22 protein-coding genes and 2 pseudogenes are annotated in these 24,139 nt (G+C 59.5%); 13 read left to right on the top strand and 11 right to left on the bottom strand.

Annotated features, from left to right (window positions below):
• Positions 1 to 243: 243 nt before the first annotated feature.
• The 9 genes from AC07O1_RS00245 (at position 244) to AC07O1_RS00205 (ending at position 9,419) form a co-directional block, all read left to right on the top strand.
• Positions 244 to 1,008, top strand: a complete 765-nt coding sequence (locus AC07O1_RS00245; RefSeq protein WP_495087578.1) for a hypothetical protein — start codon at positions 244 to 246, stop codon at positions 1,006 to 1,008.
• 262 nt (positions 1,009 to 1,270) lie between these two features.
• Positions 1,271 to 2,512, top strand: a complete 1,242-nt coding sequence (locus tag AC07O1_RS00240; RefSeq protein WP_495087577.1) for an SfnB family sulfur acquisition oxidoreductase — start codon at positions 1,271 to 1,273, stop codon at positions 2,510 to 2,512.
• A 38-nt stretch (positions 2,513 to 2,550) separates the two neighbouring features.
• Positions 2,551 to 3,744 (top strand): SfnB family sulfur acquisition oxidoreductase, encoded by a 1,194-nt coding sequence (locus AC07O1_RS00235; protein ID WP_495087576.1) that lies wholly within the window; start codon positions 2,551 to 2,553, stop codon positions 3,742 to 3,744.
• On the top strand, positions 3,744 to 5,099 hold the full coding sequence (locus AC07O1_RS00230; protein ID WP_495087575.1) for an LLM class flavin-dependent oxidoreductase: 1,356 nt from the start codon (positions 3,744 to 3,746) through the stop codon (positions 5,097 to 5,099). The genes AC07O1_RS00235 and AC07O1_RS00230 overlap by 1 nt, the downstream gene beginning before the upstream one ends.
• Before the next feature lie 140 nt (positions 5,100 to 5,239).
• The gene (locus AC07O1_RS00225; protein ID WP_495087574.1) at positions 5,240 to 6,049 is read left to right on the top strand and encodes a MetQ/NlpA family ABC transporter substrate-binding protein; all 810 of its coding nucleotides are present in this window, start codon (positions 5,240 to 5,242) and stop codon (positions 6,047 to 6,049) included.
• A gap of 2 nt (positions 6,050 to 6,051) precedes the next feature.
• Positions 6,052 to 7,176 (top strand): methionine ABC transporter ATP-binding protein, encoded by a 1,125-nt coding sequence (locus AC07O1_RS00220; protein ID WP_495087573.1) that lies wholly within the window; start codon positions 6,052 to 6,054, stop codon positions 7,174 to 7,176.
• Entirely contained in the window at positions 7,166 to 7,810 is a 645-nt protein-coding gene (locus AC07O1_RS00215) for a methionine ABC transporter permease (RefSeq protein WP_495010967.1), read from the top strand. Before AC07O1_RS00220 ends, AC07O1_RS00215 begins: the two co-directional genes overlap by 11 nt.
• A 432-nt stretch (positions 7,811 to 8,242) precedes the next feature.
• On the top strand, positions 8,243 to 8,620 hold the full coding sequence (locus tag AC07O1_RS00210; protein WP_494994448.1) for a DUF6124 family protein: 378 nt from the start codon (positions 8,243 to 8,245) through the stop codon (positions 8,618 to 8,620).
• Positions 8,621 to 8,792: 172 nt separating this feature from the next.
• On the top strand, positions 8,793 to 9,419 hold the full coding sequence (locus AC07O1_RS00205) for a class I SAM-dependent methyltransferase (protein WP_495087572.1): 627 nt from the start codon (positions 8,793 to 8,795) through the stop codon (positions 9,417 to 9,419).
• Between the two features lie 71 nt (positions 9,420 to 9,490).
• Here the strand turns inward: AC07O1_RS00205 and AC07O1_RS00200 are convergent, their stop codons facing one another.
• From AC07O1_RS00200 to AC07O1_RS00190, 3 genes are read right to left on the bottom strand one after another with little or no spacing between them, the layout of a single operon-like run.
• Positions 9,491 to 12,544: an efflux RND transporter permease subunit gene (locus AC07O1_RS00200; RefSeq protein ID WP_495087571.1), complete on the bottom strand. Its 3,054-nt coding sequence runs from the start codon at positions 12,542 to 12,544 to the stop codon at positions 9,491 to 9,493.
• Entirely contained in the window at positions 12,541 to 13,611 is a 1,071-nt protein-coding gene (locus tag AC07O1_RS00195; protein ID WP_495087570.1) for an efflux RND transporter periplasmic adaptor subunit, read from the bottom strand. Before AC07O1_RS00195 ends, AC07O1_RS00200 begins: the two co-directional genes overlap by 4 nt.
• Entirely contained in the window at positions 13,608 to 14,717 is a 1,110-nt protein-coding gene (locus AC07O1_RS00190) for an efflux RND transporter periplasmic adaptor subunit (protein ID WP_495087569.1), read from the bottom strand. The genes AC07O1_RS00195 and AC07O1_RS00190 overlap by 4 nt, the downstream gene beginning before the upstream one ends.
• Before the next feature lie 163 nt (positions 14,718 to 14,880).
• Between AC07O1_RS00190 and AC07O1_RS00185 the strand changes: the two are divergent.
• Positions 14,881 to 15,162: pseudogene (locus AC07O1_RS00185) on the top strand (AAA family ATPase); the annotation flags it as partial.
• Between the two features lie 8 nt (positions 15,163 to 15,170).
• A complete protein-coding gene (locus AC07O1_RS00180) occupies positions 15,171 to 15,311 on the top strand; it encodes a hypothetical protein (RefSeq protein WP_495087568.1) in 141 nt (46 codons plus the stop codon).
• A 20-nt stretch (positions 15,312 to 15,331) separates the two neighbouring features.
• Here AC07O1_RS00180 and AC07O1_RS00175 read toward each other — a convergent pair whose 3' ends face one another.
• The 5 genes and pseudogenes from AC07O1_RS00175 to AC07O1_RS00155 form a co-directional block, all read right to left on the bottom strand.
• Complete coding sequence (locus tag AC07O1_RS00175; RefSeq protein ID WP_495087567.1) at positions 15,332 to 16,453, bottom strand: RHS repeat-associated core domain-containing protein; 1,122 nt, start codon at positions 16,451 to 16,453, stop codon at positions 15,332 to 15,334.
• A 340-nt stretch (positions 16,454 to 16,793) separates the two neighbouring features.
• On the bottom strand, positions 16,794 to 17,576 hold the full coding sequence (locus AC07O1_RS00170) for a MetQ/NlpA family ABC transporter substrate-binding protein (RefSeq protein ID WP_495087566.1): 783 nt from the start codon (positions 17,574 to 17,576) through the stop codon (positions 16,794 to 16,796).
• Positions 17,577 to 17,756: 180 nt separating this feature from the next.
• The gene (locus tag AC07O1_RS00165) at positions 17,757 to 18,692 is read right to left on the bottom strand and encodes a sigma 54-interacting transcriptional regulator (RefSeq protein WP_495087565.1); all 936 of its coding nucleotides are present in this window, start codon (positions 18,690 to 18,692) and stop codon (positions 17,757 to 17,759) included.
• 54 nt (positions 18,693 to 18,746) lie between these two features.
• Positions 18,747 to 19,328: an alpha/beta hydrolase gene (locus AC07O1_RS00160; RefSeq protein ID WP_494994456.1), complete on the bottom strand. Its 582-nt coding sequence runs from the start codon at positions 19,326 to 19,328 to the stop codon at positions 18,747 to 18,749.
• 177 nt (positions 19,329 to 19,505) lie between these two features.
• A pseudogene (locus AC07O1_RS00155) lies at positions 19,506 to 20,078 on the bottom strand (fatty acid desaturase); the annotation flags it as partial.
• Positions 20,079 to 20,178: 100 nt separating this feature from the next.
• Here AC07O1_RS00155 and AC07O1_RS00150 point away from each other — a divergent pair.
• Positions 20,179 to 21,183 carry an AraC family transcriptional regulator gene (locus AC07O1_RS00150; RefSeq protein WP_495087564.1) on the top strand — a complete coding sequence of 335 codons (1,005 nt, stop codon included), beginning with the start codon at positions 20,179 to 20,181 and terminating at the stop codon, positions 21,181 to 21,183.
• Between the two features lie 41 nt (positions 21,184 to 21,224).
• Here the strand turns inward: AC07O1_RS00150 and AC07O1_RS00145 are convergent, their stop codons facing one another.
• Positions 21,225 to 21,599: a response regulator transcription factor gene (locus AC07O1_RS00145; protein ID WP_494994459.1), complete on the bottom strand. Its 375-nt coding sequence runs from the start codon at positions 21,597 to 21,599 to the stop codon at positions 21,225 to 21,227.
• Positions 21,600 to 21,687: 88 nt separating this feature from the next.
• On the bottom strand, positions 21,688 to 22,374 hold the full coding sequence (locus AC07O1_RS00140; protein ID WP_495087563.1) for a Crp/Fnr family transcriptional regulator: 687 nt from the start codon (positions 22,372 to 22,374) through the stop codon (positions 21,688 to 21,690).
• Positions 22,375 to 22,460: 86 nt separating this feature from the next.
• Between AC07O1_RS00140 and AC07O1_RS00135 the strand changes: the two genes are divergently transcribed.
• Entirely contained in the window at positions 22,461 to 22,985 is a 525-nt protein-coding gene (locus AC07O1_RS00135) for an Mpo1 family 2-hydroxy fatty acid dioxygenase (protein ID WP_495087562.1), read from the top strand.
• Positions 22,986 to 23,147: 162 nt separating this feature from the next.
• Here AC07O1_RS00135 and AC07O1_RS00130 read toward each other — a convergent pair whose 3' ends face one another.
• Positions 23,148 to 24,137 (bottom strand): sulfate/molybdate ABC transporter ATP-binding protein, encoded by a 990-nt coding sequence (locus tag AC07O1_RS00130; protein ID WP_495087561.1) that lies wholly within the window; start codon positions 24,135 to 24,137, stop codon positions 23,148 to 23,150.
• Between the last annotated feature and the right edge of the window lie 2 nt (positions 24,138 to 24,139).

Raw genomic sequence — 24,139 nt, 5'->3', positions numbered from 1 at the left:
ATTGCATGTAGGGATTTTCTGAATAAGTACAGATCGATAAGTTTGCTTACCCATCGACTTGACACAAACTCTTCTGCCTCCTTAGCTAAAAAAACATATCGGGTCCAATTACCTGCTCTGAACTTAAAAATTAACGGATTTATCACTTTGTTACTTGCGTGGCGTGATACAGGTAAAGGTTTGACACTTAAGGTGTGTTCTTGCCCGAAACGGATTTCGCAGCACGCTTTCAAGGAGCACGACATGACACGTACCTCGGCAAAACCAGAACTTGGCGCTCCGTCTCTGGCGCACAATCTTACACACGGCATAGGCGTCATCGCCGCGGCTCATCTGCTGGTCGATATACAGCCCTACGCGGGCATGGACGAAGGCGACCTCATCGAATTGTTCTGGGACGGCTGCTATGTGGCGTCTCGCCAACTGTCGCAAGCCGACGTCAGCGAACCCCTCAGCCTGAGAGTGCCGGAAAGCTTCATCCGCAGCGGAACGGCGTCGATTCATTATCGGGTCATGCAGATAGGACGCGGTCCCGCACTATCAGCGGCAACCAGGGTCCAGGTCAAACTCGACTGCCCGGGCGGCCAGCCGTCGCAGCTCTGTGGCGAGGAAAACCAGTGCCTTGAACCGCTGGGCATCCCCAAGCCGATCCGCCGCCAGGGAGTCAACCCCAGCCAGATCAAACGCGGCGTGCCCCTGACCATCGAGCCTTACCTGAACATGGCCGCCGAGGATGAGATCACCCTGCGTTGGGGTGACGTGCGCATGGACCTGCCCAAGGTCAAAGCCGACGAGGTCGGCAAACCGATCAACGTCTGGGTGCCGCCGGCAGTCATTCTGGAGGCAGGGGAAGACAATCAACTGGAAATCACCTACTGCATTCTCGACCGGGTAGGTAATAACTCGCGCTGGGCGCCGGCCCGCAAATTGAAAATCGGTTGTACCAACCCATACAGCAAAGTGCCGGTAAGGACGGTGCTTAAAGCCGCCGAAACCAGACGCCGCTGAGCTCACACCCCCGCCCGCTCTGAGGCTGCGGCTTCAGAGGCGGGGCGCTGGTGATGGATCTTCTATGTATATTCCTAAAAGTTAGTTTATTAATTTTTTATGCGCGATTAGGGTATATAAACCGGACCACCGGACCTTCTTGTTTTTGATTTCGCCGCAGTTTTCGCGGCATTTCCATGAGATGTGAGGTAGGTATGGTCAGGAACACAATCACCCGAGTGCAGATCGCCAGGGCATTGCTTGCAGCCAAGGAGCGGCACTGATGTCTAATTTGGCAGATGCATCCCTCCAGAGTGATCTGGACATCGCCCCGCTGTTGTTGCCCGCACGGATCTTGCGTAACGACGCCGAAGCGCTGAAAGCCGCCCATGAACTCGCTGACATCGCCCGCCTGCAAGCTTCGCGGCGCGACCAGCAGCGCAAGTTACCGTGGTCGGAAATCGAGCAGTTCACCCGCAGCGGCCTGGGCAGTATTTCCATTCCCCGTGAGTTCGGCGGCCCGCAGGTTTCATTCGTCACCCTGGCTGAGGTGTTCGCAATCATTTCCGCGGCCGACCCGGCCTTGGGACAGATCCCGCAGAACCAGTTCGGCATTCTCAATGTGCTATTGGACAGCGCCACCGAGCGGCAAAAAGAACAGCTGTTCCAAAGCGTGCTCCAGGGCTGGCGAATCGGCAATGCAGGGCCTGAGCGCGGCACCAAAAACACCCTTGAACTCAAAGCGCGGATCACCGCCGAAGGTGACGGTTTCGTCATCAGCGGTCAGAAGTTCTACTCCACCGGCGCCTTGTTCGCCCACTGGATTACCGTCAAAGCGCTAAACGATGAAGGCAAGCAAGTCATGGCATTTGTCCGCCGTGGCACGCCGGGCCTGCGCGTCGTCGATGACTGGTCAGGCTTTGGCCAGCGGACCACCGCCAGCGGCACCGTGCTGCTCAATAACGTCCCCGTCGAAGCCGAGCTGGTTGTGGATAACTGGCGGTTGACCGAAGTCCCGAATATTCAGGGCGCCGTGTCGCAATTGATTCAGGCGGCCATCGATGCCGGCATTGCCCGTGGGGCGATCGACGACAGCATTCGTTTTGTCCGTGAACGTGCCCGGCCGTGGATCGATGCCAAGGTCGAGCGCGCCAGTGATGACCTCTACGTGATCGCCGACATCGGCAAACTGAAAATCGAACTGCATGCCGCCGAAGCATTGCTGCGCAAGGCCGGACAAGTGCTGGATCAGGTCCGCGCCGCGCCGGTCACCGCAGAGTCCGCCGCCCGCGCCTCAATCGCCGTGGCCGAAGCCAAAGTGCTGACCACCGAAATTTCGCTGCTGGCCAGCGAAAAGCTTTTCGAACTGGCCGGCAGCCGCGCGACCCTCGCCGAATTCAACCTGGACCGCCACTGGCGCAACGCCCGCGTACACACCCTTCACGACCCGGTGCGCTGGAAATATCACGCCGTCGGCGCCTATCACTTGAACGGAACATTGCCGGCCCGGCATTCCTGGATCTGACGACCAGAACACTTTTGAGCAGATCTCTGGAGAAACACATGACTCTTTCTCAACGCGTCGCGGTCATAACCAGCGACGAACAAGCCCTGATCGTCGCCAGCGACCTGGCCGAAGACTTCAAACGCGACAGCGTATGGCGTGATTGCGAGCGCCGGCTGCCGCTTGCGGAACTGGAGGTGTTTTCGCGCTCTGGTCTGTGGGGTATCAGCGTGCCGAGAGCCTACGGCGGCGCTGGCGTATCCAATATCACCCTGGCCAAGGTCATTGCCTTGATCGCCCAAGCCGATGCGTCTCTGGGGCAGATTCCGCAGAACCATTTTTATGCCCTCGAAGTGCTGCGGGTAAACGGCAGTCCCGAGCAGCAAAAACGTCTCTACGCCGAAGTACTGGCTGGCCAGCGTTTTGGCAATGCGCTTGCAGAACTGGGCACTAAAACCGCCCACGACCGCGTCACCCGCCTGAACCGCGACGGCGAGGGTTATCGCATTAATGGGCGTAAGTTTTACGCCACCGGCGCCATTTACGCCCAGCGAATTCCGACCTCCGTGGTGGATGAAAACGGCGTCCAGCAACTGGCCTTTGTGCCGCGCGACAGCCAGGGCCTGACCGTGATCGACGACTGGAGCGGCTTCGGCCAACGCACCACCGGCAGCGGCTCGGTGGTGTTCGATAACGTGTATGTCGCGGCCGAGGATGTGATCGCGTTTCAGAGCGCCTTCGAGCGCCCGACTCCGGTCGGCCCGCTGGCACAGATTCTCCACGCGGCCATCGACACCGGCATCGCCCGTGCCGCTTATGAAGACGCGCTGCACTTTGTGCGAACCAAAACCCGGCCGTGGATTGATTCGGGCAATGACAAAGCCACTGAAGACCCACTGACCCTCAAGAGCTTCGGCCACTTAAGCATTCGCCTGCACGCTGCCGAGGCACTGCTGGAGCGCGCCGGCGAATTTCTTGATAAGGCGCAAGCCCAAACCAACGCCCAAACCGTCGCCACAGCATCCATTGCCATCGCCGAAGCCCGCGCCATCAGCACCGAAATTTCCCTGGCAGCCGGCAGCACCTTGTTCGAACTGGCCGGCAGCCAGGCAACCCTGGCCGAGCACGGCCTGGACCGCCACTGGCGCAACGCGCGGGTACACACCCTGCACGACCCCGTACGCTGGAAATACCACGCCATCGGTAATTACTACCTCAACGATGAAAATCCGCCGCTGCGGGGGACCATCTGATGAGCAAGAAGAAGATCCTGCTCAATGCCTTCAACATGAATTGCATCGGGCACATCAACCACGGTCTGTGGACCCATCCGCGGGACAATTCGACCCAATACAAAACCATCGAATACTGGACCGAACTGGCGCAACTACTGGAACGCGGATTGTTCGATGGGTTGTTCATTGCCGATATTGTCGGTGTCTATGACGTGTATCAAAACTCGGCGAACGTGCCGCTCAAAGAGTCGATCCAATTGCCGGTCAACGACCCATTGCTGCTGGTCTCGGCCATGGCCGCAGTGACGAAAAACCTCGGCTTCGGCCTGACCGCCAACCTGACCTGTGAACCGCCGTATCTGTTCGCCCGACGCATGTCGACACTCGATCACTTGAGCCGTGGTCGGGTCGGCTGGAACATCGTCACCGGCTACCTCGACAGCGCCGCCAAGGCCATGGGCCTGAGCGAGCAGGTCGAACATGACCAACGTTACAACCAGGCCGATGAATACCTGCAAGTGCTCTACAAACTCTGGGAAGGCAGTTGGGAAAACGACGCGGTGCTCAATGACCCGCAGCAACGAATCTATGCGCAGCCGGAAAAGGTCCACAAAGTCCGGCACCACGGCGAGTTCTATCAGGTCGAGGGCTATCATCTTTGCGAGCCTTCGCCGCAACGTACGCCGGTGCTGTTCCAGGCCGGTAGCTCGGATCGCGGCTTGCAATTCGCCGGGCGGCATGCCGAATGCGTGTTTATCAGCGGGCAGAACAAGGCGTCGACCAAGGTGCAAGTGGATAAAGTCCGCGCCAGTGCCGCCCGGGCCGGCCGCAACCCCGAAGACATCAAGGTGTTCATGGGGTTGAACGTGATCGTCGGCGAAACCAGCGAGCTTGCCTGGAACAAGCAGGCCGAATACCTGAGCTACGCCAGTGCCGAGGCCGGCGTCGCGCATTTCGCCAGTTCCACGGGCATCGACTTCGCCGAATACGAGCTGGATGAACCGATCCGGTACGTGAAAAGCAACGCCATCCAGTCCGCCACCAAGACCCTGCAAAACAACGACTGGACCCGACGCAAATTGCTTGAACAACACGCCTTGGGCGGGCGCTACATCACCTTGGTCGGCTCGCCAGAACAGGTCGCCGACGAGCTCGAATCCTGGATCGCCGAAACCGGTCTGGACGGCTTCAACCTGACCCGCATCGTCACCCCGGAAAGCTATGTCGACTTCATCGAACTGGTGATCCCCGAGTTGCAGCGCAGGGGGGCGTACAAGACTGCCTATGACACCGGGAGCCTGCGAGAAAAGCTGTTTCACGGGAAGGCGCATTTGCCTGTGCAACACACCGGCGCCTACTACCGACAAGCCTGATCGTTCCCACGCTGGGCGTGGGAATGCAGCCTGTGACGCTCTGCGTCACAAGAGCGGACGCAGAGCGTCCAGTGAGGCATTCCCACGCGGAGCGTGGGAACGATCAACATCCATATTTATGCACTGACTGGAAACCCATCATGAAAAACAAAGTCCTCACTCACCCAGTCAAAGCACTGGCCCTCGCCCTCGGACTCTTCAGCTCGGTGGCTTTTGCCACCGACGCGCCGCTAAAAGTCGGCACCACCGCCGCGTTCGCCATTCCACTGGAAGCCGCCGTCTTCGAGGCCGGTAAGCAAGGCCTGAAAGTCGAGCTGGTGGAATTCAGCGACTGGATCGCACCCAACGTCAGCCTTGCCTCTGGCGATATCGATGTGAACTATTTCCAGCACATCCCGTTCCTGGAAAACGCCAAAGCCGCCGCGGGCTTTGACCTGGTGCCCTTCGCCCCTGGGATCATCAACAACGTCGGCCTCTACTCGAAGAAATACAAAAGCTTCGACGAGCTGCCACAAGGCGCCAGCGTTGCCATTGCCAACGACCCGATCAACAGCGGGCGCGGCTTGCAGCTGCTGGCCAAAGCCGGGCTAATCACCCTCAAACCCGGAGTCGGCTACAAGGCCACCGAAGACGACATCATCGCCAACCCGAAGAAACTGAAAATCCTTCAGGTCGAAGCCGTGCAACTGGTGCGTGCCTATGACGACGCCGATCTGGTACAGGGATACCCGGCCTATATTCGCCTGGCGAAAACCTTCAATGCCGAGTCTGCCTTGCTGTTTGACGGCCTGGATCACAAGGAATATGTGATCCAGTTCGTGATCCAGCCCAAGAGCAAAACCGATCCGCGGCTGATCAAGTTCGTCGACATTTACCAGCATTCGCCTGCCGTGCGCGCGGCCCTGGACAAAGCGCACGGCAAGCTCTACCAAGCCGGCTGGGAAGGTTAAGCATGAGCACAGCAACCGCCCAACGCAGACAGGGTGACCCACCACCGCGCAGCGCGGAAAAAACGGAGCTGCACCCAGAGCTGAACCGTGCTCACGTGCGCTTTATCGGCCTGGGCAAAACCTACGAAGGCCAATATGGCCCGGTCAACGCTTTGCACGGCATCGATCTGGCCATCCAGCGCGGCGAAGTGTTCGGCATCATTGGCCGCAGCGGTGCCGGCAAGTCGTCGCTGATCCGCACCATCAACCGTCTGGAGCAGCCAAGTTCGGGCCGGGTGCTGATCGATCAGGTGGACATCGGTGAGTTCGATGAAGACCATCTGGTGGCGCTGAGGCGACGCATCGGCATGATCTTTCAGCACTTCAATCTGATGTCGGCCAAGACTGTTTGGCAGAACATCGAGTTGCCACTCAAGGTCGCAGGCGTACCCAAGGAACAACGCGAGCAAAAAGTCCGCGAATTGCTGGAACTGGTGGGCCTGCACGACAAGCACAAGGCCTATCCGGCGCAGCTTTCCGGTGGGCAAAAACAGCGCGTAGGGATCGCCCGGGCGCTGGTCCATGACCCGGCGATTCTGCTCTGTGACGAAGCCACGTCGGCGCTGGACCCGCAGACCACTCAATCGATCCTCGGCCTGCTGCGCGAGATCAATCAACGGCTCGGCCTGACCATCATTCTGATCACCCATGAAATGGCGGTCATCCGCGATATCTGTGATCGAGTGGTGGTGCTCGAACACGGACGAATTGTCGAGCAAGGGCCGGTCTGGGAAGTCTTTGGCAACCCGCAGCACGAGGTCAGTAAAACCTTGCTCGCGCCGTTGCAACACGGCTTGCCGGATGAACTGAAAAGCCGCCTGCAAGCGCAACCGCAATCATCGCAAGCCGCCGTAGTGCTGCGCCTGCAATTCACCGGTAGCACGGCTGACGAACCGGATCTGGCGGCCTTGTTCAGCGCCCTCGGCGGCCGTGTGCGTCTGCTGCAGGGCGGTGTGGAGCGGATTCAAGGACACGCGTTGGGCGAGCTGCTGTTGGCGGTGACGAACTCGTCTCACGGCGCGGCAGAGTTGCGCCAACGTGCCAGGCAATGGGCACAACAGGTCGAGGTGCTGGGCTATGTGGTTTGATCGTTTACTTCAGGGCGTCATCGACACGTTCCTGATGGTCGGCGTGTCGTCGCTGATCGCGCTGCTGGCGGGTATTCCGCTGGCAGTGATTCTGGTCACCAGTTCCAAAGGTGAAATCTATGAAGCGCCCATGCTGAATCGGGCGCTGGGTGCCTTCGTCAATCTGTTCCGCTCGATTCCGTTTTTGATTCTGATGGTCGCCCTGATTCCCTTCACCCGACTGATCGTTGGCACCACGTATGGCGTGTGGGCGGCGGTGGTACCGCTGACCATCGCCGCCACGCCGTTCTTCGCGCGCATCGCCGAAGTCAGTTTGCGCGAAGTCGACCACGGCCTGATCGAGGCCGCCCAGGCCATGGGTTGCCGGCGCTGGCACATTGTCTGGCACGTGCTGTTGCCGGAAGCGCTGCCAGGGATCATCGGCGGTTTCACCATCACCCTGGTGACCATGATCAACTCATCGGCCATGGCCGGAGCGATTGGTGCAGGAGGCTTGGGCGATATTGCTTATCGGTATGGATATCAGCGGTTTGATAGCCAGATCATGCTCACTGTAATTGTACTGTTGGTGATTCTGGTGGCGGTGATTCAACTGGGCGGAGATCGGCTGGCGCGCAGATTGAACAAGCGCTGAACTCACCAATCAGGAGCGTGGGAACGATCAAACGCGGTCCCTGTAGGAGCAGCCGGTCGACGCTCGATTGCTCGCGATCGAGTGCGCAGCACTCGTGGTTTTCAATGGCCTGCAAGGCAAATCCCTTTCATTTGCAGGACGTTTCCTAGAAAATCCTGCGGCCTTGCGCCTATCACATCGGGCGGCTAGCCTTCGCTCCGTCATCGCCAATTCGGTGACCGGACGTGCAAGTCCGAGTGATATAGCGCATCAGCCACTCTTCGTTTGCGGCGATTTTTTTCGCCCGTGGAATCGTTCAATGGTGGCTGTGCGTGGGAGACCTTCGGGTCTGCCGAGTCCTATATCCTCGGTCTTGCACACCTGCGCACAGCTGCCACCCTTTCGCGTGCAAGTGTTGGGTTGCAGCTCCATTAACGATATAGGAGCTACACCATGGACAAAATCACCCCCGACCCACCCGTTCCACCCGTCACCCCTTCAATGGACAACGCCTTCACCCGCGACCTGCTCAAGGACCGTGCCGCGCTGTATCGCGCCCTGGATTACTACCTGCCCGATGCCAACCCATCCGCGTCTGACGAACTGCGGTTTTACAACGTCAGCAAGGATGTGAGTTTCGAAGATTCGATGCTCTACACCGCCGACTTGCTGCGCTGTGCATCGGTCACGGCTTACGAGTGCGGGGATCACCTCAAAGGCACCGAACGCGCCATGGTCTTCGCCGTGTGGCATCTGCTCGAAATCGCCAAAGCCATGGTCGACCAATCCATCGAGCACCTGGGACCTCGCAGTAACGCCGCATCAATCTGAAATCTTCGGCGACCGTTCAGCCGCTATCGCGAGCAAGCTCGCTCCTACAGGGGTACCCGATCACCTGTAGGAGCAGCCGGTCGACGCTCGATTGCTCGCGATTGACCGCGCCAACGGTTGACTGAACCATGAGGTATATTTGGCGAACTCACCCTCGCCTGCGCAGACGTCCATGAAACTCGCCCCGACCGACCTCGATCAGATTACTTCCACCACTCTGGGCCACTACAACGAGGTAGCAGAGAGCTTCCGCGAAGGCACTCGCGACCACGACGTCAGCCAGAACATCGCCGCGCTGTTGCGGCATATTCAGGGCGAAGCACCGTTCACGATTCTCGACTTCGGTTGTGGCCCGGGACGCGATCTGCAAACGTTTAAGCGTATGGGTCACATTGCTATCGGCCTCGACGGCTCGGAACGTTTTGCGCAGATGGCTCGCGAAGACAGCGGTTGCGAGGTCTGGCAGCAAGACTTTCTCAAGCTCGACCTGCCTGTCGAGCGTTTCGACGGGATCTTTGCCAACGCAGCGCTGTTTCATATTCCCGGGCAGGAATTACCTCGGATTCTGAAGCGACTGCACGCGACGTTGAAACCCGGCGGCGTGCTGTTCAGCTCCAACCCACGCGGGGAAAACCAGGAAGGCTGGAATGGCCCGCGTTATGGCGCGTATCACGATCTGGAGTCGTGGCGCAGGTTGTTGAATGACGCAGGGTTTGTCGAGCTGGAGCATTACTATCGGCCGGCGGGACTACCGCGCGAGCAACAGCCGTGGCTGGCGAGTGTCTGGCGCAAAGCCTGATTCGACAGGATCGGACGCAGAGCGTCCATGGCGGCATTCCTTTGCTGCGCGTGGGAACGATCAAAATCTCTTCAGGCCACCACCTTCTTCGGCTCCTTGATCTTGTACCAGGCCACATACAGCGCCGGCAGGAACAACAACGTCAGCAGTGTCGCAATGATGATGCCGCCGATCATCGCGTAGGCCATCGGGCCCCAGAACACTTCGCGGGCGATGGGGATCATCCCCATACTGGCGGCTGCGGCGGTGAGCAGAATCGGTCGGCGGCGGTGTTCGGTGGCTTGCACCACGGCGTCCCAGGGGGCATAGCCATCACGCTCATACTCCTCGATCTGGGTTACCAGGATCACCGAGTTGCGGATGATGATGCCGATCAACGCGAGGATCCCGAGGATCGCCACAAAGCCCATGGGCGTGCCCGTGGGGATCAGCGCCAGGACCACGCCGATCAGCCCCAGCGGCGCGACGCTGGCCACCAGGAACAACTTCTGCACGCTGTGCAGCTGGATCATCAGGAAGGTCGCCATCAGGAACAGCATCAGCGGCACGACTTTGGCAATCGGCCCCTGGGCCTTGCTGCTTGCCTCTACCGTACCGCCGGTCGCGACCGAATAGCCGACTGGCAACGCGGCGGCGAATTTGTCGATATCAGGTTTCAACTGTTTGACCAGATCCGTCGGCTGAATCTCGTCGCGCACTGCGGCCTTGATGGTGATGGTCGGTTTACGGTCGCGGCGCCAGACCAATGGCTGTTCAAGCTCATAACGCACGCTGGCGAACGCCAGCAGCGGAATCGAGGTGCCGCCCGGAGTGACGATCTGCAGATTTTGCAGGGTTTCCGGCGTACCACGTTCGGCATCTATGGCACGACCGACCACGTTGATCAGGTAGATGTCGTCATGCACCTGAGTCACCTTCGAGCCGCTGACGATGCTGTTCATCAACTTCGCCACATCATCCGACGACAACCCCAGCTGCCGCGCCTTGTCCTGGGCGATGTCGATGCGCAGGACTTTGCCCGGTTCGTTCCAGTCATAAATCATCTCGCCGATGTGCGAGTTGTTGTCGAGCATGGTCGCCAGATCAATGGCGTGTTTGCGCACCTGGTCGATGTCTTTGCCGCTGACCCGATACTGGATCGGCCGGCCCACCGGCGGGCCCATTTCCAGCGCTTGAACAAAACTGCCAATACCGACGAAATCTTCGCGCAGGCGTTTTTTCAGGCGTTGCGTCAGCGCAGCGCGCTCTTTCAGGCCTTTGCTGACGATCACCAATTGCGCGTAGTAGGGGTTCTGCAATTGCTGGTCGAGGGGCAGGTAGAAACGAATCGCGCCCTCGCCGATGTAGGAGCTCCAGCGGACGATGTCCGGGTCGTCTTTCAAGGTCGCTTCGAGGCGGTCTACCGCCAGACGGGTTTCGTTGATCGAGGCGTTTTGCGGCAGGTTCAGGTCGACAAGAATTTCCGGCCGGTCCGAAGACGGGAAGAACTGGTTCTGCACAAAGCGCATGGAGAACACCGCGAGCACGAACAGCAGCACGGTGAGGCTAATCGCCCACCAGCGATTGCGCATGCACCACAGCAGCCCGCCGTTGAAGGCGCGGCCGATGCGCCCTGGTTCTGCAGAGTGGGGTTTGACCTCGGTGCTGAGGATGTGCAGGCCAATAACCGGGGCGAACAATACCGCGACAATCCACGACAACAGCATCGCCACGGCGATGACCGCGAACAGGGTGAAGGTGTATTCCCCGGCGGAGCTGGCGTTCAAACCGATGGGCACGAAGCCGGCCACGGTCACCAGGGTGCCGGTGAGCATCGGGAATGCGGTCGAGGTATAGGCAAAGGTCGCCGCGTCTTCCTTGGACTCGCCTTTTTCCAGACGCGTAACCATCATCTCGACAGTAATCATCGCGTCGTCCACCAACAGCCCGAGGGCGATGATCAAGGCGCCGAGGGAAATCCGCTGCATGGTGATACCGCTGTATTCCATGAAGACAAAGACCATCGCCAGCACCAGCGGAATAGAGCAGGCCACGACCAGTCCGGCGCGCACGCCGAGGCTGATGAAACTGACGATCAGCACGATCACCACGGCTTCGAACAAGGCGCTGGTAAAGCCACCGATCGCTTCTTCCACCACTTCGGCCTGATCGGAAACCTTGTGTACGCCGATGCCCACCGGCAGGTCGGCAGTGAGGTCGTCCATACGTTGATGCAGGGCCTTGCCGAAGGCCTGAATATTGCCGCCCTTTTTCATGGCGATGGCCAGACCGATGGCCGGCTGACCGTTGAAACGGAACATCGGCGTCGCCGGGTCAACGTAGCCGCGGCTGATCTCGGCGACGTCGGCCAACCGATAGAAGCGGTCATTGAGCCGCAGATTGACGCTGGCCAGGTCTTTCTCCGAAGCGAACTGCCCCGAGGTGCGCACCGAAATGCGTTCAGGACCGGCCTCGATCACCCCGGCGGGAGTCACAGCGTTTTGCGCTTGCAGGCTTTGCACCACCTGGCGCTGATCGATACCGAGGGCTGCGAGTTTGCGTGTAGAGAAATTCAGGTAGAGCACTTCGTCCTGCTCGCCAATCATCTGGACTTTGCCCAGGTTCGGCACTTCACGAATCTCGGCGCGGACCTGTTCCACGTAGTCGCGCAACTGGCGCATCGTCAGACCGTCGGCGGTGAAGGCGTACACCGAGCCGTAGACATCGCCAAACTCATCGTTGAACCCAGGCCCCTGTAACCCCTGCGGGAAATCACCGCGAATGTCGTTGATCTTCTTGCGCACCTGGTACCAGATTTCCGGGATGTCCTTGCCGCTGGTGGTGTCGCGCAGGAACACAAACACGGTCGACTCGCCGGGTCGGGTGTAGCTCTTCACATAGTCGAGAGAGTCGAGTTCTTCGAGTTTTTTCTCGATGCGGTCAGTGACCTGCTTGAGGGTTTCTTCCTGGGTCGCGCCAGGCCAACGGGTCTGTATCACCATGGTTTTGATGGTGAACGAGGGGTCTTCCTCGCGGCCCAGGTTCATGTACGAGAAGACGCCCATCAGCAACGCGACGAACATCAGGTACCAGATAAAGGACTGATGTTTGAGGGCCCATTCGGATAAGTTGAAACTCCCTTTCATCGCGGGCTTTCCTCATCGATTTTGACTTTCTGCCCCGGCTTGAGGCTGTTCACACCGGCGCTGACCACCCGCTCACCGGCCTTGACGCCGGTTGCCAGGACGACCGTGCTGTCGTCACGGCTGACGAGTGTGACGTCACGGGGCGAAACGGTTTGCGTCTGGGGGTCGATGACCCAGATCCGGCTCTTGCCGTCGACTTCCTGCAAGGCACTGAGCGGCAATTCGATACGCGGCTCGATGGCCGAACTGAGGGTCACGCTGATGGCAGTCCCCAAGCGAAACCCCTGCGGTGTCTCGGCCAGGGTCAAACGCGCACGCCGGGTGCGAGTCGCGCTTTGCGCCTGCGGTTCGATCTCGCGCACGGTGGCAGTGGTGTTGATGCCCGGGTCGAGCTGCGCGGCCACTTTGAACACCACGTCGGCGGGCAGTCGTTCGGCCAGGGTCGCGGGCAGGTCGATCACCGCCTCCTTGATGTCCGGCCGCGCCAGGGTCACCACTTGCTGACCGGCGCTGACCACCTGCCCGGCTTCGGCATTCCAGGCGGTGACGATGGCCGCGTGGTCAGCGCGCAGTTCACTGTAATTGAGCTGATCGCGGGCCTGGCTGACTGATGCCTTGGCTTGTTCCAACGATGCGCTGGTGGTTTTCAGGTCGGTCTGGGCTGCGTCCAGTTGCGCCTGGGCGCCGACCCCACGGTTGAACAGTTCCTGCTGTCGCCGGGCGTTGGCCTGAGCGTTGATCCATTGCGCCTCGATCCGCGCCAGATCGCCCTGGCTGGCGCGCAGCTGGTTCTGTTGATCGGTGGGGTCGAGAGTCGCGAGCAAGGCACCCTTCTGGACTTCGCTACCCACATCGACGTTGCGCCGGGCAATGCGCCCTGGCACGCGGAAGCCGATATTGCTTTCAAAACGCGCCTGAATGCTCCCGGCGAAACGTCCGAGGTTTTCTTGCGATTCCGCTTGGACCTCAATGAACAGTACCGGGCGCACCGGCTCCGGGGGCGGCTCTTTTTTTGAGCAGGCGGCGAGCAGAACACTGGCGGAGATCAGCACGAGCAGGCGCTTCATGGCTGGACTCCCGGCGGTTGGGTCGGGCCCTTCCCGGACCTTGCGACGATCTCCACCAACATCCCGGGGTGCAACAATTGCCCACCGGCCGTCACGACTTTTTCGCCACCGCTCAGCCCCTCGCTGATGATCACTTTGCCCGTCAGGTAACGTGAGACCGTGACCGTGTGCAACTGCGCCCTGCCGTCGTCAGCCACCACCCACACGGCCGGATCGCTGAGTTTTTTGGTCAAGGCCGACCACGGCAGCTCGACGGCGGATTTGCCTGGAGGCTTGGCCGTGGCGCTGACCACCGAGCCCAACTGCATGCCCGCCGGCAGCTCGTTCAAGGTCACCTTGACCTGCACCGTGCCGGTCTGTGCGGAGACCGCCGGGGTGATTTCACGGACCGTGCCAGTGGCCTTGATCTTCGGATTGTCGAGCAGGCTGACCACCACCGTTCTGTCCGTCGGCGGCTCGGCCAACAGCGACTCATAGATGTTGAATACTGCATCTCGCTCGCCGTCCCGGGCCAGGCTGAAAATCGGCACCGTAGCTTGCACCACCTGCCCGACTTCGGCCTGACGCGCAGTAATCACCCCCGGCGCATCGGCGAACAGCGAGGTGTAGCCAAGTTGCTCGCGGGCGTTGGCCAACTGCGCCTGAGCAGCGCTCAAGGCGCTCTGACTGCTGCGCAACGCGGCCTGGGCGGCGTCGTATTCGCTGCGACTGGTGTAGCCCTTGGGCAAGAGTTTCTGCTGTCGCACAAACGCCGCGCTGGTCTGCTTGACCCGCGCCTGTTCGGCGACAACCTGCGCCTGGGCCGAATCGACGTTGGTTTGCAGGTCTTTGGGATCGAGTCTGGCCAATACTTGTCTGGCAGATACGCGATCACCGACATCGACCATCCGCTGGATGATCTTGCCGCCGACACGAAACGACAACTCGGTCTGAACCCGCGCCTGGACATCGCCGGTGAGGGTCACGGACGCCGCAAAATCGGCAGGCTGCACAACTTGCACAAACACCCGTGGGTGCTCGCGCTCGACCGGTTTTTTATCGCCGCACGCGGTCAATAGGGCAAAGAGACCCACGCCAACGAACCATTTCAATCCGGGACCAGCCATGCAGACTCCTTTGCGTGATGCGGGCGGACACGTGACGATACGATTGTGAGCTTAGAACAGAGTTGAACCTGTGTACTTTACCTCTGTACCACATTGGATCGCTGTCACCCTTAACTGATAGGTAATAAGGCAAACTGCCGGACCACGCAGCCGGAAACCCACGATGCTCAAAACCCTTGCGGTGGCCAATTACCGCTCGATCAATAAATTGGTGATCCCACTCGAACGGTTGAATCTGATTACCGGCCCCAACGGCAGCGGCAAGTCCAATTTGTACCGCGCATTGCGGTTGTTGTCCGAGACGGCCCAAGGCGGCGTGATTAACGCGCTGGCCCGTGAGGGCGGGCTGGATTCGTTGTTCTGGGCTGGGCCGGCAAACCTCTCGCGACGCATGCGAAATGGAGAAGTGGCCGTCGAAGCCTCCGTGCGTCAGAGCAATGCCAGGTGTGGGTGGTGTCCCACGCCAGCCGCTTGATTGCGGCGCTGCAGCAAGACCCGGAGTGCAATTCCATCGTGCTGGAGAAGAATTTTGGTCAGACCGAAATCGTTGGCCAAGGAATGCTGGATGAGCCAGCGTGGCATTGGCCGGATTGAGGTCATCCCTCGCCTCCTTCTCAAAAACCTTCTCGTATTTCTTTAATATTCAACGTCCTGGGGGAAACTGGCCACCGTTCAGATCCTTGTTGATCGCCTTCAAAGCCGATCTGGTTGATGGGCGATCGTAGTGGAGCGGAAGGAGTATATGGTCCCGGTGCCTGCGGCCTTCTCGGCGAGCGTTGAGCTATCGACGACGCTGGCGAGTTGGAAGCCAATGGGGTATTTAATTCGTCGGTCTGCAAAGCTACATTACTAAACGTCGGTTTCTGCAAACCAAGAGCTTTAGCCCTGCGACTCGCACGCCAGCTCAAAAAGGTCGCGCCTCCTGCGCCGAGAAACGACAAACCAGCCAGCACGATGCCAGCGTAGAGCATTTTTTTTGAATCTGAAGAGTCTGGACTTTCAGTATTCAACGAGAGCCTGGCAACGCTTACCCCTGATGCGACGATGCCTACGGGCGTTGCAACCACTTTGGCGACAGCCCTGCGAGTAATCTGCCCCTTCTTTAATGATTTGACAGCCTCAAGGAAACTGATCGTGGGGAATGCACCCACCACCGTAGCGGCCAGCCCGATCACTCCCAATCCCAGGAACAACCAAGATTCCACTGATTCCTGTCCACTTGGATCACTCCGGTTAACCGGGTCCCCCAAACAATACGCATACGGGTTCAACCCGCCCCGACCAAACGGGCTCAACCTGTCCGGGCTGTTGAAACGCATCAACACCGGGTTGAACGCCCGATGCCCGTTGCCCAGCAGATAGTGCCCGGTCACCGGGTCGAGGCGCTCGCCGTTAAAACCGAGGAGGCTGCTCAGGCCATTTTCAGCGTGTCGATGGCCATAAGGCGTATAGACCTTTTGTAGGTGCCGAGCCCCATCGACGGCGTGCAAGACCGAGCGTTGCTGATCGGTAGCCAACAACTGGCTATTGACCTCATCACCTTGTCGCTGCTGTAGAGCGAGCAATTGAGTGCCTTGCTGGAACACTGTCTGCGACGCCGGGCCCTGAAGCTCAGTGGTCAGATGTGCAAGGGTATAAAACCGCTGCACATCCCCTTGCCCTGAAGGTGTAAGTCGAGTCAGGCGATCCAGCGGGTCATAGTTGTAACGGCACAAAAGAGTTTTCGGCTTCGCCATGCTCTGATCCTTCGTGTGAAGAAGGCTTAGATTGCACGGGCATCAACCCATCGACTACCTGGCAGAACTGCTAGGTAACCGCTTGATCACGGCGTAACAGCAAGCCCCGGATCGTTCCCACGCTCTGCGTGGGAATGCAGCCCGTGACGCTCCGCGTCACAAGAGCAGACGCAGAGCGTCCGGTGAGGCATTCCCACGCAGGAGCGTGGGAACGATCGAAATAACCGCTTGATCTGTGCATTGGCACTAAAAGAATCGCGCCCAATAAAAAACGCCGACGCTGTACCAGCCGTCGACGTTGAAACCTTGAAGGCTTTTTTGCGCTAGAACGCGCGCTGAATCAGAACGCCGGCAGCACTGCGCCGCTGTATTTCTTCGCGATGAAGGCTTTCACTTCCGGGCTGGTCAGCGCCTTGGCGAGTTTCTGGATGGCAACGCTGTCCTTGTTGTCTGGACGGGCCACCAGGAAGTTCACATACGGCGAGTCGGCACCTTCGATGACCAGTGCGTCCTTGGCCGGGTTCAGACCAGCTTCCAGCGCGTAGTTGGTGTTGATCATGTCCAGGTCAACCTGATCCAGCACACGCGCCAGCATGGCCGATTCAAGCTCTTTGAACTTGAAGTTGTGCGGGTTCCTGGCGATGTCTTTCGGGGTGGCAAGAGCGTTTTTCGGGTCTTTCAATTCGATCAGACCGGCCTTCTGCAGCAAGATCAACGCACGGCCGCTGTTACTGCCTTCGTTCGGGATGGCGATGGTCGCGCCGTCCTTCAGTTCGGACAGGGTTTTGACTTTCTTCGAGTAACCGCCGAAAGGTTCGACGTGAACGCCAATCACGGTCACCAGGTTAGTGCCTTTGCCGTCGTTGAAGCTTTTCAGGTACGGCAGGGTCTGGAAGTAGTTGGCGTCCAGACGCTTCTGATCGACCTGCACGTTCGGTTGTACGTAGTCGGTGAAGACTTTGACTTCCAGATCCACGCCCTCTTTGGCAAGGGCCGGCTTGACCAGCTCGAGGATCTCGGCGTGTGGAACCGGGGTTGCGGCAACCACCAGTTTCTCGTTGGCCTGAGCCAAACCTGCGGTCAGGGCAGCCGCCAATGCGGTGAACAACAGAACCTTTTTCATGCAGTGTCCTTATCGGAAATCACGGTCGTCATCGACGACGGCTTCAAGTGAAGTGCCAGTGAAATGCTATCGCTGACGTGGAGCGGACAATACCGAGTTTTTTTATTCCCGAACAATATCTTTTATTCACTTTCATATTCCATTTTATTCATACAGACGTCGACCGCTCTACACCGCAACCTACAGGGACCGCACAAGCCGTTCGAGCGAGCTTTTCAGGGCGACCAATTGCGTAGCAGATCCGCCGCTGATGATTCGCCCTACCTGTTGCTCGATCAACGGCAACGGCGCCAGGCTTTCTGGCAGATTGAGATGCTCCGGCAAAATCTCGTCGCCACTGCTGACCAGCAGCGCAAAGTGAATGACGTTCTCCAGCTCACGGGTATTGCCCGGCCAGCTGTGTTGTTCCAGCAGCTGCTGCGCCGCTTCGCTGATCAACGGTACCGGCAGGTCCAGGCGCTGGCTGTAGATGCCAAGGAAATACTCGGCCAGCGACAGGATATCGCCGACCCGTTCGCGCAACGCCGGCAGCTCCAGCTGACCTTCGCTGAGGTAGTGATAGAGCCGCTCGTGGAATTTCCCGGCACTCACCGCCTGAGCCAGGTCGATGCTCGTGGCCGCCACCAACCGCACATCCACCGGGCTCGGCTGCTGGGAACCAACGCGGGTGACTTCATGATTCTCCAGCGCCGCGAGCAACTTGTTCTGGATCGGCAACGGCAGGTCGCCGATTTCGTCCAGGTACAAGGTGCCGCCATTGGCGGAACCGAACCAGCCGGCCCGACTGCTGGCCGACCCTGCGTAACTGCCGGCGGCATAGCCGAATAACTCGGCATCGGCATACGTCGGGCTGATCGCCCCGCAGTTGACCGAGACGAACAGACCACCTCGGTCGCTGGCACGGTGGATATGTCGCGCCAGCAGTTCTTTACCGGTGCCGGTTTCACCACGGATCAGCACAGAGATCGAACGTGGTGCCAATTGCTCCAGTTCCTGGCGCAGCTGCCGCGAACGCGGGTCGACGAATACCAGCGCCTTGGCGCGAATGCTCAGCGGACTTTTTTCCGCGTCGGGAAAGGTCAGCAACGGCTGACCGAAGGTTTCATGCAGGCTCATGGCAGACTCCCGCCCAAATCCGCCGGCAGACGGGGGCGTAAAAAAATAAAAGATTCAAGCGCGACGCAGGGAATGCTGTTCCATGCGATTTTGCAGACGGTAGAGGTAGGCGAAGCCCTGCTCCCAGCGTTGGTGGCCGGACTTCACATTGATGTGGCCGGCACCCGCCAGAATTCCGGCTTCGGCGCCCCAGTTGCGGGCCAGCTCAAGGGCACGGGCGGCACTCACGGCGCTGTCGTTGTCCGAGCTGACGATTTGGCTGGGGAACGGCAACAGGTGCGTCGGGATTGGTGCAAAGTTGCGCAAGGCCGGCACGCAGGCAGGGCGTTCGACATCGGCTGGAGCGACCAGCAAGGCCCCGCGGACCTGACGTAAAAAGCTCACTGGCGCCTGTGCAGCCCAATGAGCAACGGTGATGCAACCCAGGCTGTGGGCGATCAGGATCACCGGCGTACTGTCAGCGGCAATCGCCTCGGCCAACGCCGCGACCCAATCTTCGCGACGCGGTGTCAGCCAGTCGGCCTGCTCCACGCGCGCACTGTTTGGCAAACTGTTCTGCCAATGGCTTTGCCAATGGTCTTCTGGCGATCCTTGCCAGCCCGGCACGATCAGATAGCGAATTGATTCGTTGCGCATCGGGAGCCCTCCGGCTACGTGTCTGTTCGTGGCCGATTATAGGGACCAGAGCTATATCCTCTAAGGAATAAGAAGCTATTTGTTAAGACCTTAAAGGAATATAAACAAATCTAATGTGCAACCGTGGCTTGCCCGCGAAGAGGCCCTCGAGGACAACTCATCAAGCCTGGGCGATTCGTAGACTTTCAGCGTGCGCTTGAGGATGCTGATCTTGTGCGTCCAGGTCTTGGCCCGCAGGGCCCGGATCAACGAGGACATCACATTGTCACCAACCATCAGCAGCCGCGCGATGCCCCACGGCTCGCCATTGGTGATCGCGCGTTCTTCCATGTCGGCTTCAGTGCCGGAAACCTTGTGGTGGTTGAGGTGCAGATGCCGGCGAATCCACGGATTGATGGTGCTCGGCCGCGCCAGCCAGACGAGCGCCAGCATCAGGTTGTGGGGCAGCCGCTGCTTGCGAAAATACATGCTGTGAATCAGGTCGTGTTCCAGCTCGTGGGTCAACGAGGCGAAAAATGCGTTCAACAGCAAGCACACCCACCAGGCCATTAGACCGGTGAGGTAGAGCGTCGCCGAGCCGATCATCCCGGCCAGCGCAAAGGCCAGAATACCCGCGCCAAGGGCGTCCTGATGATTAAGAATCGGGTAGCGTTTACGCAATTCTGTGCCTCGGGCCAGTACCACTTCACGAATATGCGCTGATCGTTGCTGTGCATTCAGGCGCGTGGGACTTGCAGAAGTACCGTACATGCTTCCATCCTCTGGTTATTGATGTTCGCATCCTGCCCTGCTCACCTGCGCAGGGCTGTAGCCGTGAACGCCAACCTGTTGACCGGAAGCGCCAATCATCATGATTGAACCCACCTCCCTCGCCAGCTGGACCCGCGCCCTGCGCAAGCAACTCGACGCCCTTGGCCTCGACAGCGACGCACTGTGCCGCGAAGCCGGCCTCGACCCGCAACTGATGGACGACCCGAACGCCCGTTATCCGCTATCTGCCACCACGCGTCTGTGGGAAGTGGCGGTCAAGGCCAGCGGCGATCCGGCAATTGGCCTTCGGGTCTCACGCTTCGTCAGCCCGACCACGTTTCACGCCCTGGGTTATGCGCTGGTGGCCAGCGGCAGCCTGCGGGAAGTCTTCGAGCGGATCGTGCGTTACCACCAGGTGGTCAGCGATGCGCTGGAGCTGGAGTTGAACCAGGTTGGCGAGCGCTATTGTTTTCATTTGAGGGTCCCTGAGGGCAGCCCGAGACCGGCGTTCGAGGCCATCGATGCCTTCGCGGCGATCTATGTCCGTACCTGCCGCAACCGCCTGGGCCGGGATTACGCACCGTTAGCAGTGTATCTGCGTCGACCGGAACCGGCGGACCCGAAGCATTGGCATGCGGTGTTCCGTGCGCCGATTTTTTTCGCCGCCGACGAGGACCGGTTGGAGTTTGCCGTCAGCGATTTCGACAGTCATCTGGATGACGCCAACCCGGAGCTGGCCGAGCACAACGAAACGATGCTCAAACACACCCTGGTGCAACTGCAACCGCTGACTTGGGAACGCAAGGTCCGCTCGGCCATTGAAGCGCAATTGCCGGAAGGCGAACCTTCTGCCGAACACATCGCCCAGACCTTGCACCTGAGCCTGCGCAGCCTGCAACGGCATCTGGCCGATGAGGGCTGTCGTTTTGATACCTTGCTCAACGAGTGTCGGGAGAACCTGGCGCTGCTGCACCTGCGCGACCCGCAGTGCTCATTGAGCGAGATCAGTTACCTGCTGGGCTTCGCCGACACCGGCAGCTTCAGCCGCGCCTTCAAACGCTGGACCGGGATGACACCGGGGCAGTTTCGGGATGGGTTGCGATAAAGCGCCAAGGACAATCCCGTAGTAGCAGGCTGCGCCAGCTACTACGGGTTTGCACTACGCCCACGTCTGAGTAACTTACGCACCCGCGCCACCAGCTCGGCCACCGAAAACGGCTTGAGCAAGTAATCATCATCGTGCAATTCAAGATCCCGCAGCCGATCCTCAATCCCGTCTCTGGTGGTCAGAAACAGCACCGGCGTTGCACCGCGCCGACGAATCTGTTGCAGCAATTGCCAGGCATTGAGCCCGGGCAACATGACGTCCAGGACGATCAGGTCATACTCAGGCTGCTCGTCGATAAAGCGTCGCCCCTGCATCCCGTCAACCGCCACATCCACCGCAAAACTTGCCTCGCTCAGGCCTTGAGCCAGGAGCTTCGCGACCTCAGGCTCGTCGTCCACTAACAGCAAACGCATGGCACACCTCGATTAATCATCTGTACAGGCTAGGCGCCTTGGCGGTGATTGCCCATCACTAACGGTTATTTCGGATGAGCCGACTCAATCATCCCTGCGCCGCAGCCCGTAATCTCTCCAGGTCGACAACTTCGATCTCGCCATAACTCAGATTGAGAATGCCCTGACCTTGCAGCTCCTTGAGGAGCTGATTGGTGGTCTGCCGGGAGAGCGAGAGCATTAACGCCAACTGCTCCTGGGGCAATTGCAGGACCCGTCGCGAGTGCTCGGTCTCACCGTAACCTTCGGCGATCAGCAGCAAGCGATGAGCCACGCGCACAGCCGCCGGCATCAGGCTCAGCTGTTCGAGGTTGATGAACGTCAGGCGTAGCTTGTGGCTCATCAACAGTGCCAAATGCCGCCAGTATTGCGGGTGTTCTTCCAGCAGTTCGAGCAACGCGGCCTGAGACACATGCAACAGGACGCACAAGCCAACACCATAAGCGTCGTGGGTTCGCGGCTGGCCATCGAACAGGCAGATTTCACCAAACCAGTGCGGCGGTTCGACCAGGCTCAGCAGCGCCTCCTTGCCCTGCTCATTCACTGCGCCAATGCGCACCGCACCTTCAAGCACCGCGTACAAACCACAGGGTGGATCGCCACGCTTGAACAGCCGTTGCCCCGGCGCCAGACGCCGCACCCTGGCGATGGCCAGCAGACTATCCTGGAACAAGCCAGGCAAATGGTTGAACCACTGACCGCTCAACAAACGCGGACGCCAGGCCTGCATATCCATGAGAACTCCAAGGTGATTGTCGCCTGGCTGACAGAGCGAAGACTGAGCGCAGGGCATGATCGAACTCCCTACAGGAGGAAACAACAATGAAAAGCCTCGTTGACCATCTCAGTCAATACGCCGCCTACCACCGCGACCCGCGCAATATCGCCAGCCACTTTATCGGCATTCCGCTGATTGTGGTCGCCGTTGCGGTGTTGCTGTCACGGCCGCAATGGCCGGTGGCCGGGCTCTGGGTGTCTCCAGCGGTGCTGCTGGCATTGGCGTCGGCGTGGTTTTACATACGCCTGGAAGTACGCTTGGGGGTGCTGATGACCGCTCTGCTTGGCCTGTCCGTTTGGCTAGGTCATATTCTCGCGCAGGACAGCACATGGGTCTGGCTCGGCAGCGCAATCGGCATGTTTGTGCTCGGCTGGGCGATTCAGTTTGTCGGCCATCACTACGAAGGGCGCAAACCGGCGTTTGTCGATGACGTATCGGGATTGATCGTCGGGCCGCTATTTGTCGTGGCCGAATTGGCGTTCATGCTGGGGTTTGGGCATGACCTCAAAGAACAGATCGAAGCGCGGGCCGGGGTCGTACGAATCAATCCGAAACGCGCTGCGGCGTAAGACGCCATCGCGGGCAAGCCTCGCTCCTACAAGTCCGTGGAATGATCGTTCCCACGCTCCCGCGTGGGAATGCCTCACTGGACGCTCTGCGTCCGCTCTTGTGACGCAGAGCGTCACGGGCTGCATTACCACGCAGAGCGTGGAAACGATCCGATGACCTTTCTAGAGGTTGGCGACTTTCTGCCAGACCTTCGGCTTGAAGAACAACGTCTCGCCGCGAGCCAGACCAATCAGGCTGTCGTGGTCTTTCACCACTTCAGCTTCGATCAGCTCGCTTTGACCTTCAACTTTCAAGGTCACCCGGGTAGTCGCCCCCAGCGGGCGGATGTCGCGCACTTCAGCGGCGTGGTGGTCTTGCAGCTCATGGCGCGACAGCGACACTTCGTGGGGGCGGAACAATACGTGGTTGTCCTCGCCAAGGTGCAGGCGGTTGGAGTCGCCGAGGAAGTGATAAACAAAATCGCTGGCCGGGCTTTCGTAGACGTCGCCCGGTGAGCCAATCTGCTCGATCACGCCTTTGTTCATCACCACGATGCGGTCGGCGACTTCCATCGCCTCTTCCTGGTCGTGGGTCACGAACACCGAGGTCAGGTTGATGTCTTCGTGCAACCGCGCCAGCCAGCGGCGCAGTTCTTTACGGACCTTGGCATCCAGCGCACCAAAGGGTTCGTCCAGCAGCAGGACTTTCGGCTCCACCGCCAAGGCGCGAGCCAGGGCGATACGTTGACGCTGACCGCCGGAGAGCTGTTCCGGGTAGCGATCGGAGAGCCAATCCAGTTGAACCATGTTCAGCAGTTCGTGGACTTTGACCGCGATCTGGCTTTCGGTCGGGCGCTGGTTTTTCGGCTTCATGCGCAAACCGAACGCGACGTTGTCGAACACCGTCATGTGACGGAACAAGGCGTAGTGCTGGAACACGAACCCGACGTTGCGATCACGCACATCGTGGCCGGAGACGTCTTCGCCGTGGAAGACGATGCTGCCTTCATCCGGGGTTTCGAGGCCGGCGATGATCCGCAGCAAGGTGGTCTTGCCGCAGCCTGACGGGCCCAGCAGCGCTACCAGTTCACCGCTCTGGATGTCCAGATTGATGCTGTTCAGGGCCTTGAAGGCGTGGAAGTTCTTGCTGACATTACGGACTTCGATCGACATGA

The organism is Pseudomonas sp. GW821-FHT07G10 (assembly GCF_059418545.1).
This window is presented reverse-complemented; position numbering and strand designations above follow the sequence as displayed.

Bases quoted from the DNA above. Each gene is read 5' to 3' on its own strand.
- AC07O1_RS00245 (WP_495087578.1), top strand. From the start codon at position 244: ATGACACGTACCTCGGCAAAACCAGAACTTGGCGCTCCGTCTCTGGCG.
- AC07O1_RS00240 (WP_495087577.1), top strand. From the start codon at position 1,271: ATGTCTAATTTGGCAGATGCATCCCTCCAGAGTGATCTGGACATCGCC.
- AC07O1_RS00235 (WP_495087576.1), top strand. From the start codon at position 2,551: ATGACTCTTTCTCAACGCGTCGCGGTCATAACCAGCGACGAACAAGCC.
- AC07O1_RS00230 (WP_495087575.1), top strand. From the start codon at position 3,744: ATGAGCAAGAAGAAGATCCTGCTCAATGCCTTCAACATGAATTGCATC.
- AC07O1_RS00225 (WP_495087574.1), top strand. From the start codon at position 5,240: ATGAAAAACAAAGTCCTCACTCACCCAGTCAAAGCACTGGCCCTCGCC.
- AC07O1_RS00220 (WP_495087573.1), top strand. From the start codon at position 6,052: ATGAGCACAGCAACCGCCCAACGCAGACAGGGTGACCCACCACCGCGC.
- AC07O1_RS00215 (WP_495010967.1), top strand. From the start codon at position 7,166: ATGTGGTTTGATCGTTTACTTCAGGGCGTCATCGACACGTTCCTGATG.
- AC07O1_RS00210 (WP_494994448.1), top strand. From the start codon at position 8,243: ATGGACAAAATCACCCCCGACCCACCCGTTCCACCCGTCACCCCTTCA.
- AC07O1_RS00205 (WP_495087572.1), top strand. From the start codon at position 8,793: ATGAAACTCGCCCCGACCGACCTCGATCAGATTACTTCCACCACTCTG.
- AC07O1_RS00200 (WP_495087571.1), bottom strand. From the start codon at position 12,544: ATGAAAGGGAGTTTCAACTTATCCGAATGGGCCCTCAAACATCAGTCC.
- AC07O1_RS00195 (WP_495087570.1), bottom strand. From the start codon at position 13,611: ATGAAGCGCCTGCTCGTGCTGATCTCCGCCAGTGTTCTGCTCGCCGCC.
- AC07O1_RS00190 (WP_495087569.1), bottom strand. From the start codon at position 14,717: ATGGCTGGTCCCGGATTGAAATGGTTCGTTGGCGTGGGTCTCTTTGCC.
- AC07O1_RS00175 (WP_495087567.1), bottom strand. From the start codon at position 16,453: ATGGCGAAGCCGAAAACTCTTTTGTGCCGTTACAACTATGACCCGCTG.
- AC07O1_RS00170 (WP_495087566.1), bottom strand. From the start codon at position 17,576: ATGAAAAAGGTTCTGTTGTTCACCGCATTGGCGGCTGCCCTGACCGCA.
- AC07O1_RS00165 (WP_495087565.1), bottom strand. From the start codon at position 18,692: ATGAGCCTGCATGAAACCTTCGGTCAGCCGTTGCTGACCTTTCCCGAC.
- AC07O1_RS00160 (WP_494994456.1), bottom strand. From the start codon at position 19,328: ATGCGCAACGAATCAATTCGCTATCTGATCGTGCCGGGCTGGCAAGGA.
- AC07O1_RS00150 (WP_495087564.1), top strand. From the start codon at position 20,179: ATGATTGAACCCACCTCCCTCGCCAGCTGGACCCGCGCCCTGCGCAAG.
- AC07O1_RS00145 (WP_494994459.1), bottom strand. From the start codon at position 21,599: ATGCGTTTGCTGTTAGTGGACGACGAGCCTGAGGTCGCGAAGCTCCTG.
- AC07O1_RS00140 (WP_495087563.1), bottom strand. From the start codon at position 22,374: ATGGATATGCAGGCCTGGCGTCCGCGTTTGTTGAGCGGTCAGTGGTTC.
- AC07O1_RS00135 (WP_495087562.1), top strand. From the start codon at position 22,461: ATGAAAAGCCTCGTTGACCATCTCAGTCAATACGCCGCCTACCACCGC.
- AC07O1_RS00130 (WP_495087561.1), bottom strand. From the start codon at position 24,137: ATGTCGATCGAAGTCCGTAATGTCAGCAAGAACTTCCACGCCTTCAAG.